The sequence below is a fragment of the Micromonospora sp. CNZ280 genome, assembly GCF_011759515.1.
Genome location: NZ_JAAOYP010000001.1, coordinates 2,543,592 through 2,556,100, shown reverse-complemented (window position 1 = coordinate 2,556,100; position 12,509 = coordinate 2,543,592). Strand labels below are relative to the sequence as shown.

The following is a 12,509-nucleotide window of genomic DNA, read 5'->3' as shown; positions in this document are numbered from 1 at the left end:
GCGGCACCCCCGGCGGTCAAGGACTTCGGGTCGGATTTCCGACTTCCGGCGACGCGAGCCCCTTGACCACCGAGGGTGGGCGGTCGATCAGCGGGTGGTGGTGACGGTGGCGGCGACCGGGGCGGTGGCGTAGACGCCAGGGGCGTGCTGGCCGTCCAGCGGGCGGCCCGGCGCGCCGCTGCGGCGGGCCACGTCCCGTACCACCTTGACCAGCGCCTCGACGTGGTTGTCCTGCGCCGCCACCCGCAGCAGCGGGGCGGTCCGGCCGCCCGGCAGCACCGCGGCGGCGAGCGTGTGCGACGGCGCCGAGGTGGCGGTCACCGCGTCCACCAGCGCCCCGAACGAGGCGCCCGCCCGGGCTCGCAGGGCGAGGCAGCGCTGCGTCCAGCCGCCGCCGCGCAGGCCGGTCCAGGTCTCCGCGGGCGGCGCCGGGGCGAGGTCCAGCCCGGCGGCCGAGACCACCGCCGCCCGCAGTTCGTCCCGGCCGAGCGCGCGGTGCGCCAGCCCGGCGGCGTTCAGCGCCTTGCCCAGCCGGCCGATGCCGGCGGCCAGCGTGCGGTGCACGCCGGGCATCCCGCCGCCCCGGCTGACCGCCTCCACCCGGGCGTCCCGCACGGAGAGCCGCAGCGCCACCCAGACCGTACGGTGGGCCGCCGCCGGCGCACCCGGCGCCGGGTACCAGACCAGGGTGTGCGAGACCACCTGGGCGAGGGTGACCGGTCCGCTGAAGTCGGCGAGCACGCGCAGCGCGCGGTCCACCACCGACGCCTCCAGCGATCCGGCGGGCGCGCCCGGCCGGCCCTGCAACGCCACCGCCGCGAACCAGCCCTGCCCGTCCTGGCCGATGCCGAGCCGGGTGCCGCGATCTGTGAGTTCAATCACAGACAGTTCGGGGGCGAGGGCGGCCAGCCGCGGATCCCCGCCGCCCCCGGCCGCGACCGTGCTGCGGGCCCGCTCCCGGCGACGGCGCAGCCGGCGCCGCAGGATCAGGTCCTCGTACCACCAGCGGCCGCCCCGCCGGGCGAAGACGGCGACCACCACCAGCAGCGCCAGCGCGGCGACCGTGCCGGCCAGCCAGGTGGGCCCGCCCAGCGCCGCCCAGACGGCCACGGCGCACAGCTCCACCACCACCAGCTGCCCGACCACGACCGGGCCGATCCGCCCGCGTTCGCGCCGGTCGGCCGGGGTGACCGGGCGCTCCGCGCCGCCGGACGGGTCCGTGGCCGTACGGCCGGGTGGCGCCTGAACCTGCGTCATCGGTGGCAGTCCCTTCTGGACGATGCGGCATCCCGTCGTGACCGGGTCCGGGGCGCTGGTCCCGGTGACCCGTCGACGGCCCCTTATCGTAGGGAAGCCCGCGACACGACTCGGACCTGATCGTCGCGGACCCACCCCGCCGGAGGTAAGTCATGCGGACCCGCCGCGATCAGGTGCAGGCGTACCGCTTCGTCACCCGCCGGATCGTCTCGGCGTTGCTGTCGGGCGACCCCGAGACCAGCAACCTGCCGATGCGGCGGCTCGGCATGGCGGTCTTCGGCAGCGTGATCGCCGCGGCGGTGGTGCTCGGCGGCGCCGGCGCGTACGGGCAGCTCACCGGCAACGCCGCGCCGCTGGAGCCGAACACCCTGGTGATCGAGCGGGAGACCGGCGCGACGTACGTCTACCTCGACGACGGGCAGCTCTACCCGACGCTCAACTACGCCTCAGCCCGGCTGATCCTGAACACGGCGGATCCGGAGATCCGGACCATGTCCCAGGCGTCGATCCGGGACCGCCCGCGCGGGCGTACGGTCGGCATCGTCGGCGCGCCGGACGCGGTGCCCGACCGCAAGTCGCTGACCGGCCTGCCGTGGTCGGTCTGCGACGTCCCCGACCCGGCCGACCCGCGCCGGTCCAGCACCCGGGTGGTGATCGACCGGCAACTGCCCGGCGGGGTTCCGCTGGGCGACCGCGCGGTGCTGGTGTCGGTCGACGGCGAGCGGCACCTGCTCACCGGCGACGCCCGACTCCAGGTGGTCGGCGGCGACCCGGCGATCGCGGCGCTGCGGATGGCCGGCGCGGCCACCCTCACCGTCGGCCAGCAACTGGTCAACGCGGTGCCGGCCGGCCCCGCCCTGCGCAAGCCCGCGATCGCCGGCGAGGACGAGAGCAGCACCACCGAGGTCGGCGGCAGGCCGGCCCGGATCGGGCAGGTCTTCCGGGCCGCCGGCAGGCACTACGTGCTCACCCGGGAGGGCCTGGCCTCGATCGGCGAGCCGAGCGCGCTGCTGCTGCTCAGCGACGGCGGCTCGGTCACCGACATCACCCCGGACCAGGCCGGCCGGCTGCTGACCGAGGAGCGGGTGGAGGAGGTCGGGATGCCGCAGGCCATGCCCGCGCTGCACCCGGTCCGCGCGGGCCAGACGGTGCTCTGCGCGACCTACCGGGCCGGCGTGGGCGGCGGGCCGCCCACCACCACGCTGGAGGTCTTCGACCGGGCGCCGGCCGAGCTGACCGCCACCCAGGCCGGCCCGGTGCCGGTCCGGCAGGGCAGCCGCGACGCGGTCCGCACCGCCGACGGCGTGCTGCTTCCCGGCGGCAAGGGCGTGCTGGTCCAGGCGGCGCCGGGCGCCGGGGAGAGCGGTACGGCCGCACCCGGTTCGACGGTCTACCTGATCAGCGCCCAGGGCGTCCGCTACCCGCTGGGCACCCGGTCGGGCGACGCGATGACCGCCCTCGGCTACGGGGGCGTCACCCCGCTGGCGGTGCCGGCGTCGCTGCTGGCGCTGATCCCCACCGGGCCGACCCTGGAACGGGAGGACGCGCTGTCCTTCTTCGAGCCCGGCGCCAAGGGGTCGCCGGTCGCGCCGGCGCGGCCGGCCGCGTCGGCCACCCCGTCCGCCAGTGCGTCGGCCACCCGGTCGGCCAGTCCGTCGGGGGCGACCGGGTCCGGGTCGCCGAACGCCGGCGGCTGACGGTGTCCGCTGGGTGAACGGCGGGTCGCCCGGCTCGCGGCCGTCGACTAACCTGAGCATCGGCAACGGTTTTCGACCAGACGTACGGGGATGCTGCCATGACCGGGCGCACGACAGTCGACCTGATGTCCCTGGAGGACTTCCACCAGCGGTTGGCCGACCGGCTGACCCAGGCGGAGACGGTGTTGCGGAAGCTCAACACCGAGATGCAGTGCCGGCCCCCGGCGCTTGGCACCTTCGCCGACGCCACCAGCAACGCCCGCAAGTACTCCGACATCCACCTGTCCTATGTGGAGAAGGTGGGCCGGCTGCGCGAGGCGGTCGAGGCGGCGCAGAGCGCCACCGCCACCATCCTGGAGAACTACCGCACCGCGGAGGCGCGCAACGCGGCCAACGCCGCCGACATCACCGCGGCGTTGACCGGTGTCGACAAGGCGCTGAAGCGGCAGGAGGACCCGCGTGTCTGAGTACACCGCGCGTTACCAGGGCGTCAGCCACGAGGAGCTGTACAACGCCGTGATGGCCGGCAAGCCGAGCCAGATCGACGACCTCGCCGCCGACTGGACCTCACTCAAGGGCATCCTCGACGGCCTCGGCCGGGAGCTCGGCGGCGACCTCGACAAGCTCGCCAACACCTGGACGGGCGAGGCCGGGCAGGAGTACCAGCGCCGGCTGGACTTCATCGTGTCCTACGCCGACACCCTCGGCGAGGGGATGGCCGACCTCAGCCGGGCGCTGACCCTGATGGCCGACCAGCTCCGCACCGCGCACAAGGAGGCGGAGAGCCCGGAGAAGACCGACGACCACGACAAGGCGGTCTCCGGCGCGATGAAGGGCGCCGCGTTCGGCCTGCCGGGCGCGATCGTCGGCGGGCTGCTCGGCCACCAGCAGGACAAGGCCGAGCAGGAGAAGGCGCACCAGCGGATGGTCAACGTGGTGGCCGAGCTGGCCGCCGGCTACGACCTCTCGGCGTACGGCCGGATGATCCCGCCGCCGCCCCCGCCGGTCGGGACCCCGCGCCCCACCACCGGTGGCACCACGACGCCGCGCGGCGGCCCCGGCGCGACCACGCCGACGGCCGCGCCGACCAGCACCGGCCTCACCCCGCAGACCGGCGGGAACACCGTGACCACGCCCGACCAGGTGGGGTCCGGCCCGGGCACCGGCTCCGGATCGGGCGGCTCCGGTGGCGCGGCCCCCGGCGCCATCGGCGGCACGACCAACCCCGACCTCGGCACCTCCCTCGCCGGAGCCGGCCCGCTGACCAGCAGCCCGGTGCTCGGCGGCGCGCCCCCGGTCGGTCCGGGCGGCGGCACCATGACCGCCTCGGCCGGCGGCGGGCTCGGCCCGCTGCTCGGCGGTGCGGGCGGTGGGCTGATCGGCACCGGCGCGCTGGCCGGCTCGGCCAGCAGTTCGCCGACCACCGTGGCCCGGCCCACCGGCGGCACGGCGGCGGCCGAGACCAGGTCGGCCAGCGGCGTCGGGCGCGGCATGGACGGGCGGCGCGCCGACGGCGCGGCCCGCGACGCCGCCACCGCCCGGCAGGGGCGGGCCGCCAACCGGGCCGGCGTTCTCGGCGGCCGCGGGCAGCAGGACGACGACGCCTCGGACGACCGGCTGACCTGGCTCACCGAGGACGACATGGTCTGGCAGGACGGCGCGGACGCCGCGCCGCCGGTGCTCGGCACCGACCGCTGACGGCGACACGCACACGACGGCCCATCCGGCGGGCGACCACCGGGTGGGCCGTCGTCGTGTCCGGCCCCGGCTGAGCCACCTCCGCCCCGGCCGCACCGCGTGCCGTCCCGGCTGAGCCGCGCCGCGCCACCGTCGAGGCGGGTCCACGACGGATGGGCCGCCACCGCCCAGCGGCCGGCCGCTCCGGGCCCGTGGGCGCGATCACCCAGCCGGGGCGACCGTCCACAGCGCACCCGGGTGGCGTCCGTCACCGTCCCCGTCGCCGTGCTGCGACCACCGGAATCGGGCGTTAGGTTTGTCTGGTGCCGTCCGTAGCGTCCGCCCACCCGATGTGGTCGGTCACGCTGCGCGCGCTGCGGACGATGACCCGCCTGGCGGCGACCGCGCTGGTGCTCGTCGTCGGGCTCGGCGGGGTGACCGCCGCGACCGCCACCGGACCGGCCACCACCGCCGCCCAGCTCCGGCCGCTCGCCGTGACGAGCCGCGTCGACGAGCTGCGGCCCGACGACGCCCCGACGAGCGTTGCGGCACCGACGATCGACGCCGCTGAGCCGGGCGCCGCCGAGGCCACCACCACCGTCACCGCCGACGTCGTGGTCACCGCCCGGCTCGCCGGGCCGGCCGCCGATCCCGGCCGTGGGGTGCCGGCGCGGCGCGGTCCACCCACCGCCTGACCGTCAGCCCCGCGCCGTGTTGGTGCCCACCCGGGGCTGAGCGTGCGCGACCGCCCGGCGCCGGCCCACCGCCGAGACGCCCGCCGCCCGCACACCCGCACGACCGGGCCCGTGACCGTCGACCCCTCCCTGCCGCCGTGAGGTGCTGCTGATGCGAACCGTGCTCTCCGCCGTCCTGCCCGACGTCCCCCGGGCCGCCGCGATCTGGCTGAGCCTGCTCGGCGTGGTGGCCGTCATCGTCGCCGGCCTGCTGCTGCGGCCGGGCCGCCTGCGCTTCGACGCCGGCGCCCGGATCCGGCAGGCGGCGATGCCCAGCCAACTCGAACTGGCCGAAGAGGAGCGCGAGCGGGCCCGCTACGCGGCGGAGGTCGCGGTGGCCGCCGAGCGGGCTACCACCACCGCGCGACGCCGCCGGGCCGAGTGGCTGGCCGCGCAGGAAGAGGCCGAGCAGGCCTGGCAGGCGTACGAGGCCGCCGAGGCGGACGTCCGGCGGTTGGCGGCGGCCGCGGCGCTTCCGCTGCCCCGTACCGCCCGCACCCCCGCCGAGTACGCCGACCGCGAGCGCTTCCTGCACCGCACCGCGCTGGACGCGTACTGGCGGCGGGAGCTGTCGGTGGAGCAGCTCAGCGACGTCTTCGCGCACCGCAACGGCTGGGACCCGCGACGGCACCCGGTGGAGCAGGAGCTGGTGCTGCGCCGGGCGGTACGGGACAACCTGCTCGCCCGGCAGCAGGCGGCCCGGGAGCGGGAGCAGGCCGCCTGGCGCGCCGCCGAACTGGCCGCCACCGCGTCGCGCAGCCTGCGCGACGAGGCGTTCGCCGCGACCCGCCGGCGCGCCGAGGAGGCCCCGTCGGTGCTGCCGCTGACCGAGGTTCCGCGCAGCTCTGCGGGCGAGCAGACCCGGGAACTGCCCCCGGTCGCCCGGGGTCGGGCGGCGGTGGCCGCGTACTGACCCGGCTTCCTGGTCGGGCGGCGCTGGGCGGGCCGGGCTAGCGTGTGCGTATGTCCAGTGAGGCGTGGCTCGTGGTGGCGGTCGTCGGCGTCCTGGTGGTCGCCATGCTCACCGGCGCAGTGCTGCTGGCCGTACGGGTGGTCCGGGTCCGGCGCATGCTCGGCGAGCTCGGCGGCGGCGGCAAGCTCGCCTTCTACGGCGCGCTGATCTACGCGATCTTCCCGGTGGACGTGCTCCCCGACCCGATCTACCTCGACGACATCGGCGTGCTGGCCGGCGCGCTGATCTACCTCACCCGGTTGGTTGGCAAGCGCCGGGCCGCGGGCCGGCCGCTGCCCGGCCGACCCGGCACCACGCCACCCGACCCGGGCCGGATGGGTCGTCCCGTCTCCTGAGCCGCCCCCGGCGCCGCATGTCATGATCGGTGCCGCACCGGGAGACAGGGGACGGGCATGCCGGACGCGAATCGGTTGGACCTTCGGGACGAACGGGTCGTCGCGTTCTGCCGGGAGCGACACCTGGCCACGCTGACCACGCTGCGCGCCGACGGCACCCCGCACGTGGTGCCGGTCGGGGTCACCGTCGACGCCGGGGCGGGCCTGGCCCGGGTGATCACCAGCGGCGGCTCGCACAAGGCCCGGCACGTCGCCGCCGCCGGCCCGGACGGGGCGCCGGCGGCCGTCTGCCAGGTGGACGGGCGCCGCTGGCTGACCCTGGAAGGGCGGGCCCTGCTCCGGTCGGATCCGGCCGCCGTCGCCGAGGCCGAACGCCGGTACGCCGAGCGCTACCGGACGCCCCGGGCGAACCCGGAGCGGGTGGTCATCGAGATCATCGTGACCCGGGTCCTCGGCACGCTCTGAGCCCGGGCCGCGGCGAGCACGGCCCGCTGCCCAAGAGCAGTCCCAGCGGCCGTCAGCAGGCCCGCACGGCGCATCCAAAGCGGCGTACGAGGCGCTCTCGCGGCCGTCCAGGGCCAGCAGGCCGGCGGCGAGCGGGACAGGCGGCAGGACCGGCCGCGGCGGTCCCCTCCCGAACCCGGCTCGGACCGGCCGCGGCGGCCCCACATCCCGAACCCGACTCGCCGGGGCGGGCCGACCGGGTCGTGCCCATCGGCCCCCGATCGGTCGGTCCGGGATCGGCCCGTCGATGCTGTCCGGTTGCGGTCCGCGCATCTCCGATGACCGTTTCATGCCTGTCCGGGGATCGGCGCAGGGCCGCTGGCCGACCCCGGAATCCGGCCGCTGATGCCGCTGTTGCACCTGGTCGTACCGCCAGGAGAACGCCGACCGGCCGGGCGGAATGCCGGCTGGAGCAGGACCGTTACATCCCCGTACGTCCGTGGCCGAAGCGGCCCGGGCGGTGCGTGATCCCTTGAGCCGAGCGCCTTTCCCGGTGCTTGCGGCCCCGATCCCGGAGCCGACAACCCCCGATTGGAGCCCGACCCATGAATCCGATCCTGAAGAAGAGTGGTCTGTCCGTCGCCGGGCTGCTGGTGGCCGGCGGGTGCGTCGCGGGCCCCGCGATGGCCGCCCCGGCCGCGCCGGCCGGTACGGCACCGGTCGCCTCGCCGCACACCGACAAGGGCGGCCGCGCGGACAAGCGGGCCGAGCGCATGGTGGGCATCGAGTACCAGGCGCAGCCCAACTTCTACTACTGCGGCCCGGCCGCGACCCGGATCGCGCTGTCCGCGCACGGCAAGGCGCTGTCCCAGGACGAGGTCGCGAAGCGGCTGGGTACCACCGAGGCCGGCACCGACTCGGCGCTGGACACCACCCGGGTGCTCAACGAACTGACCGGTGGCCGGTACAAGACCACCGAGATCCCCGGCCCGGTCGCCAAGCCGGAGGAGATCGACCGGCTGCGCGCCGACGTGCTGACCGCGCTGGACGCCGGCCGGCCGGTGGTGGCCAACGTCAAGGGCACCGCGGTGGACACCGACGGCAGCCCGCATTCGTACGAGGGTGGCCACTACCTGACCCTGGTCGGCTACCGCGACGGCGCTGACCTGATCCGGGTCGCCGACCCGGCCAGCCCGGTCCCGGAATACTGGATGACCCTGGACAAGGTCGCCAACTGGATCGCCGAGCGCGGCTACTCGTCCTGACCGACGGCAACAGCGGGCCGGTCTCCCCCGTTCGGGGAGGCCGGCCCGTCGGCGTCCGCGGTGCCGGTGCCGGGCCCCGGGAGACCTGGTCGCTGCGGGCCGGCGCTCCAGCCGGCCCCGGGCCGGCGCCGCGCTGGCGGGCCTCGGCCACCGCCCGGCCGCCCCGGTCACGGACCGCGTCCAGTGGCGACCGGACGGAGTCGGGCGTCCGGCGATCCTCGGCCATGGCAGCGATTACCCGGCCCGGAGCGGGTGAACCGTGCCGTCGCGGGCAGCACTGCCGGCCCGGTCGGAAAACGCGCGGAGCGGCCCGCCGGAAACCCGGTCGCGCCGGTGCCGGCCACGGGGTGAGGATCGGCCGGTGAGGATGCACACCGACCAGGTGGACGTCCCCGTGGACGTGGTCGCCGCGCTCGTCGCCGACCAGTTCCCGCGGTGGCGCGCCCACCCCGTACGCCCGCTCGTCTCGCACGGCACGGTCAACGCGCTGTTCCGGCTCGGCGACGAGATCGTCCTGCGGTTCCCCCTGCGGCCCCGCCCCGACCTGCGCGCGGAGCTGGAACGTGAGCAGGAGATCGCCCGCCGCGTCGCCGCGCACGTGCCGCTGCCGGTGCCGGAACCGCTGGCCCTCGGCGAGCCGGGCGAGGGCTACCCGGGTCCGTGGACGGCGTACCGGTGGATCCCCGGCGAGCCGGTGGGCGACCGTACCCTCGGCGAGCCCGACCGATTCGCCCGCGACCTCGCCGGGTTCGCAGCCGCCCTGCACGCCATCGACACCGGCGGGCGGTCCTGGGACGGGCACGGCCGGGGCGGTCCGCTGCGCGACAAGGACGGGTACGTCCGCGACTCCCTGGCCGCCAGCACCGGCCTGGTCGACACCGCTCGCCTCGCCCGACTGTGGGACCGCTGCCTCGCGGCCGCTCCGCACGACGGTGCCGACGTCTGGATCCACGCCGACCTGATGCCGGGCAACCTGCTGGTCCGCGACGGCCGGCTGGCCGCCGTCATCGACCTGGAGACGGGCTGCGTCGGCGACCCGGCGGTCGACCTGATGCCGGCCTGGAACCTGCTGCCCGCGGGAGCCCGGGAGACGTACCGCCGGGCGCTCGGCGTCGACGACGACACCTGGCAACGGGGGCGGGGCTGGGCCCTCGTGCAGGCGATCGGCGCCCTGCCGTACTACGTCGACACCAACCCGGTGATGGCGGCCACGGCCCGGCACACGCTGGCCGCGCTCCTCGACGACCGTCCCTGACCGGCGCGGAGGCGACGGCCCCGCCCGGGGCTCCGCTGTGGTGGGTTCGCCCGCACACGTGGGGGTACCAGGCCGGTCAACCCTGACCTGAGCCGGCGCTCCGCAAAGGACGGTCCCGGGCCGCCGAGTACGGCGACCCGGGACGGTGGTGCCGGGGTCAGCGCGCCTGGTCGCCCTCGCCGGTACGCGCCTGGGCCTGGTCGACGCCCTTGTCGATCTGCTCGTCGTACTTGCCGCCGGTGCGCTTGTCGGCCATCTCGCCGCCCTTCTCCAGCCCCTGGTCGACCTGCTTGTCGTGCTTGTCGGCGAAGTCCTTGGCCTTGTCCATGAAGTCACTCATCAGCTTCTCCTCGAACTCGGGGTCGAGCATCCTGCGTTCCCCCAGGCCAGGGGCGCAAACGCCAACCGGCGGGACAGACCGCCACGGACGGGACGCAAACCGCGCCGACCGGCCGGACCGCCGGCCACCACCGGCAGCGGCCCTCGGCGCCACCGTGGACGATCACGGGGAACGGGGATCCGCTCCCCGACGGCCGGCCGGCCGCCTAGCGTGGGCACGGGTGTCGGACGGACGCCGGCCGGGTACCGACCACGCCGGAGATCGAGGAGGGCCGACGTGAGTGACGACGGTGCCGGGCGTACGCCCGAGACGACCAGCCGGGACGGCAGCCCCCGGCAGTCCTGGGCGGGGCTGCCGTGGCTGGTCCGCAGCGCGGTGGTGTGGAGCGCCTGCCTGGTGGTGGTGTCCGCCGGGCTCTACCTGGTCGGCCGGATCGCGGTGCTGCTCGCGCCGCTGGCCGTCGCGCTGGCCGCCACCGTCTTCCTGACCGCGCTGCTCGACCCGGTGCTGCTCCGGCTGCGCCGGCTCCGGCTGCCCGCAGCGCTGGCCGCCCTGCTCACCGTGCTGCTGCTGCTCGGCATCCTGGTCGGGGTCGGCGTACTGGTGTGGAACCTGACCGCCAGCCAGTTCAGCGAGCTGAGCGAGGAACTCCAGCGCGGCCTGCAACGCAGCCGGGACTTCGTCACCGCCACCCTGCCGGTGAGCGACCAGCAGCTCGACCGGCTCATCGACCAGGGCCGCCAGGCGCTCAGCCAGGGTTCGTTGGACCCGGTGTCCAGCGCCCGGACCGTCGGCGAGGTGGTCGGCTCCGCGCTGCTGGCGCTGGTGCTCCTCTTCTTCCTGCTCAAGGACGGCCGGTGGATGTGGCACTGGGTGCTCGACCGGGCGACCGGGCCGAACCGGGCGGTGGCCGCCGAGGCGGGCCGGGTCGGCTGGCGCACGCTGGGCGCGTACAGCCGGGGCACGATGATGATCGCGGCCATCGACGCGATCGGCATCGGGCTGGCCCTGGTGGTGCTCCGCGTCCCGCTGGCGCTGCCGCTCGCGCTGATCGTCTTCCTCGGCGGATTCGTGCCGATCATCGGGGCCACCGTGACCGGCGCGGTGGCGGTGCTGGTGGCGCTCGCGGCGAACGGGCCGGTCACCGCGCTGCTCACCCTGGCCGCCGTCATCGCCGTCCAGCAGATCGAGGGCAACCTGCTCGAACCCCTGATCATGAAGCGCCAGGTACGCCTGCACCCGGCGGTGATCCTGGTCGCGGTCACCGCCGGCACCCTGGTCGCCGGGATCGCCGGCGCCTTCGTCGCGGTACCGGTCACCGCCGTGGTCTGGCGGATCGTGGAGACCGTGCAGCAGCACCGGGAGTCCCCCGTCGCCGGCTGACGCGCGCGGCCGCGGCCCGGACGGCGTCCGGTCGGTCAGGAGGGGATCGGGTGGCGCAGGTGGGTGGTGAACCATCCGGCCGCCGAGTCGGCCACCTGCTCCAGCGTGCCGGGCTCCTCGAACAGGTGGGTGGCGCCGGGGACGATCCGCAGCTCGGCGGTGTCCGGCAGCGCGTCGCGGGCCTGCTCGTTCAGCGTGATCACCTGCTCGTCCAGGCCACCGACCAGCAACAGCGTCGGCGCGCGTACCTGGCCCAGGGCGGGGCCGGCCAGGTCCGGCCGGCCACCCCGGGAGACCACGGCGCCCACCAGGTCCGGCCGGGCCGCCGCGGCGACCAGGGCGGCGGCCGCCCCGGTGCTGGCGCCGAAGAGACCGATCGGCGCCGCGCCGAAGGGACGCTCGGTGGCCAGCCAGTCGACGATGGCGGCCAGCCGGCCGGCGAGCAGGTCGATGTCGAAGCGCAGCTCCGCGGTGCGGGCGTCCAGCTGATCCTCGGTCGCGGTGAGCAGGTCCACCAGCACGGTGCCGAGCGTCTGCCGGTTCAGCGCGTGGGCCACCGCGACGTTGCGCGGGCTGTGCCGGGAACTGCCGCTGCCGTGCGCGAAGAGCACCACCCCGGTGGGTTCCGCCGGAACGAGCAGGTCGGCGGTGAGTTCAACCGACTCCGCCGGGATCGTCACCTCGCTGCTGCGCACGTCCATCTCGACCTCCACCCCGCCGGCCGGGCCGCCGGCTGCATCACCGGGCTTACCCGGCACCGGGCCCGGCACGCCGGCGTTTGCCGGCGGGGTGGTCGGGTAGCCGACGGGTGACCGCAGACCGTACCGGCGCGAGGGCGCCCCGACGGATCGCGAGGATCGCCATGGCGCAGCAGCAGCGAGGGTCCCGACCGCAGACCGCCGAGCGGGAACGGCGGGAACAGGACGAGGAACGCAGCCGGGACTGGGGCGACGAGGCCGCGAAGGCGCGGGTCGCCGACGATCCGCGGGCGATGGCGCCGCGCGACGCCGCAGGCCGACCGTCCCAGGGCGAACCGATCTGAGCGGTCGCCGCCGGTCCGCCGCGGCGCGGGCCGGCGGCGCCGTCCGTCCGGATCCTCTCCCGGGTACGGGTACGGCGGAAGTTGCGAACCGTCGCATCCGGAACGCG

General features: G+C 76.1%; 14 protein-coding genes. 11 read left to right on the top strand and 3 right to left on the bottom strand.

What is annotated here, in order from left to right:
• Nucleotides 1-87 precede the first annotated feature (87 nt).
• Nucleotides 88-1,257 carry a type VII secretion protein EccE gene (locus FHX32_RS12210; protein WP_167181101.1) on the bottom strand — a complete coding sequence of 390 codons (1,170 nt, stop codon included), beginning with the start codon at nucleotides 1,255-1,257 and terminating at the stop codon, nucleotides 88-90.
• A gap of 152 nt (nucleotides 1,258-1,409) precedes the next feature.
• Between FHX32_RS12210 and eccB the strand changes: the two genes are divergently transcribed.
• The 9 genes from eccB (at nucleotide 1,410) to FHX32_RS12165 (ending at nucleotide 9,637) form a co-directional block, all read left to right on the top strand.
• On the top strand, nucleotides 1,410-2,954 hold the full coding sequence (eccB, locus tag FHX32_RS12205; RefSeq protein WP_167181099.1) for a type VII secretion protein EccB: 1,545 nt from the start codon (nucleotides 1,410-1,412) through the stop codon (nucleotides 2,952-2,954).
• 98 nt (nucleotides 2,955-3,052) lie between these two features.
• Nucleotides 3,053-3,421, top strand: a complete 369-nt coding sequence (locus FHX32_RS12200; protein WP_167181097.1) for a hypothetical protein — start codon at nucleotides 3,053-3,055, stop codon at nucleotides 3,419-3,421.
• Nucleotides 3,414-4,652: a WXG100 family type VII secretion target gene (locus FHX32_RS12195; RefSeq protein WP_167181095.1), complete on the top strand. Its 1,239-nt coding sequence runs from the start codon at nucleotides 3,414-3,416 to the stop codon at nucleotides 4,650-4,652. Before FHX32_RS12200 ends, FHX32_RS12195 begins: the two co-directional genes overlap by 8 nt.
• A 302-nt stretch (nucleotides 4,653-4,954) precedes the next feature.
• The gene (locus FHX32_RS12190) at nucleotides 4,955-5,326 is read left to right on the top strand and encodes a hypothetical protein (protein WP_167181093.1); all 372 of its coding nucleotides are present in this window, start codon (nucleotides 4,955-4,957) and stop codon (nucleotides 5,324-5,326) included.
• Between the two features lie 151 nt (nucleotides 5,327-5,477).
• The gene (locus tag FHX32_RS12185; RefSeq protein ID WP_167181092.1) at nucleotides 5,478-6,278 is read left to right on the top strand and encodes a hypothetical protein; all 801 of its coding nucleotides are present in this window, start codon (nucleotides 5,478-5,480) and stop codon (nucleotides 6,276-6,278) included.
• A gap of 50 nt (nucleotides 6,279-6,328) precedes the next feature.
• Nucleotides 6,329-6,673: a YkvA family protein gene (locus tag FHX32_RS12180; protein WP_167181090.1), complete on the top strand. Its 345-nt coding sequence runs from the start codon at nucleotides 6,329-6,331 to the stop codon at nucleotides 6,671-6,673.
• A 57-nt stretch (nucleotides 6,674-6,730) separates the two neighbouring features.
• Nucleotides 6,731-7,138, top strand: coding sequence for a TIGR03618 family F420-dependent PPOX class oxidoreductase (locus FHX32_RS12175; protein ID WP_167181088.1), 408 nt, complete (start codon nucleotides 6,731-6,733; stop codon nucleotides 7,136-7,138).
• 584 nt (nucleotides 7,139-7,722) lie between these two features.
• On the top strand, nucleotides 7,723-8,382 hold the full coding sequence (locus tag FHX32_RS12170; protein ID WP_167181086.1) for a C39 family peptidase: 660 nt from the start codon (nucleotides 7,723-7,725) through the stop codon (nucleotides 8,380-8,382).
• Between the two features lie 367 nt (nucleotides 8,383-8,749).
• Nucleotides 8,750-9,637, top strand: a complete 888-nt coding sequence (locus FHX32_RS12165) for an aminoglycoside phosphotransferase family protein (RefSeq protein WP_208418674.1) — start codon at nucleotides 8,750-8,752, stop codon at nucleotides 9,635-9,637.
• A 157-nt stretch (nucleotides 9,638-9,794) separates the two neighbouring features.
• On the opposite strand, the gene FHX32_RS12160 is transcribed toward FHX32_RS12165, so the two are convergent.
• Nucleotides 9,795-9,977, bottom strand: a complete 183-nt coding sequence (locus tag FHX32_RS12160) for an antitoxin (RefSeq protein WP_088997160.1) — start codon at nucleotides 9,975-9,977, stop codon at nucleotides 9,795-9,797.
• A 276-nt stretch (nucleotides 9,978-10,253) separates the two neighbouring features.
• Here FHX32_RS12160 and FHX32_RS12155 point away from each other — a divergent pair, with 276 nt between their 5' ends.
• Complete coding sequence (locus FHX32_RS12155) at nucleotides 10,254-11,360, top strand: AI-2E family transporter (protein ID WP_167181082.1); 1,107 nt, start codon at nucleotides 10,254-10,256, stop codon at nucleotides 11,358-11,360.
• Nucleotides 11,361-11,395: 35 nt separating this feature from the next.
• On the opposite strand, the gene FHX32_RS12150 is transcribed toward FHX32_RS12155, so the two are convergent.
• Nucleotides 11,396-12,061 carry an alpha/beta fold hydrolase gene (locus FHX32_RS12150; protein ID WP_167181080.1) on the bottom strand — a complete coding sequence of 222 codons (666 nt, stop codon included), beginning with the start codon at nucleotides 12,059-12,061 and terminating at the stop codon, nucleotides 11,396-11,398.
• Between the two features lie 161 nt (nucleotides 12,062-12,222).
• Between FHX32_RS12150 and FHX32_RS12145 the strand changes: the two genes are divergently transcribed.
• Nucleotides 12,223-12,402: a hypothetical protein gene (locus FHX32_RS12145; RefSeq protein WP_167181078.1), complete on the top strand. Its 180-nt coding sequence runs from the start codon at nucleotides 12,223-12,225 to the stop codon at nucleotides 12,400-12,402.
• The last annotated feature ends 107 nt before the right edge of the window (nucleotides 12,403-12,509 follow it).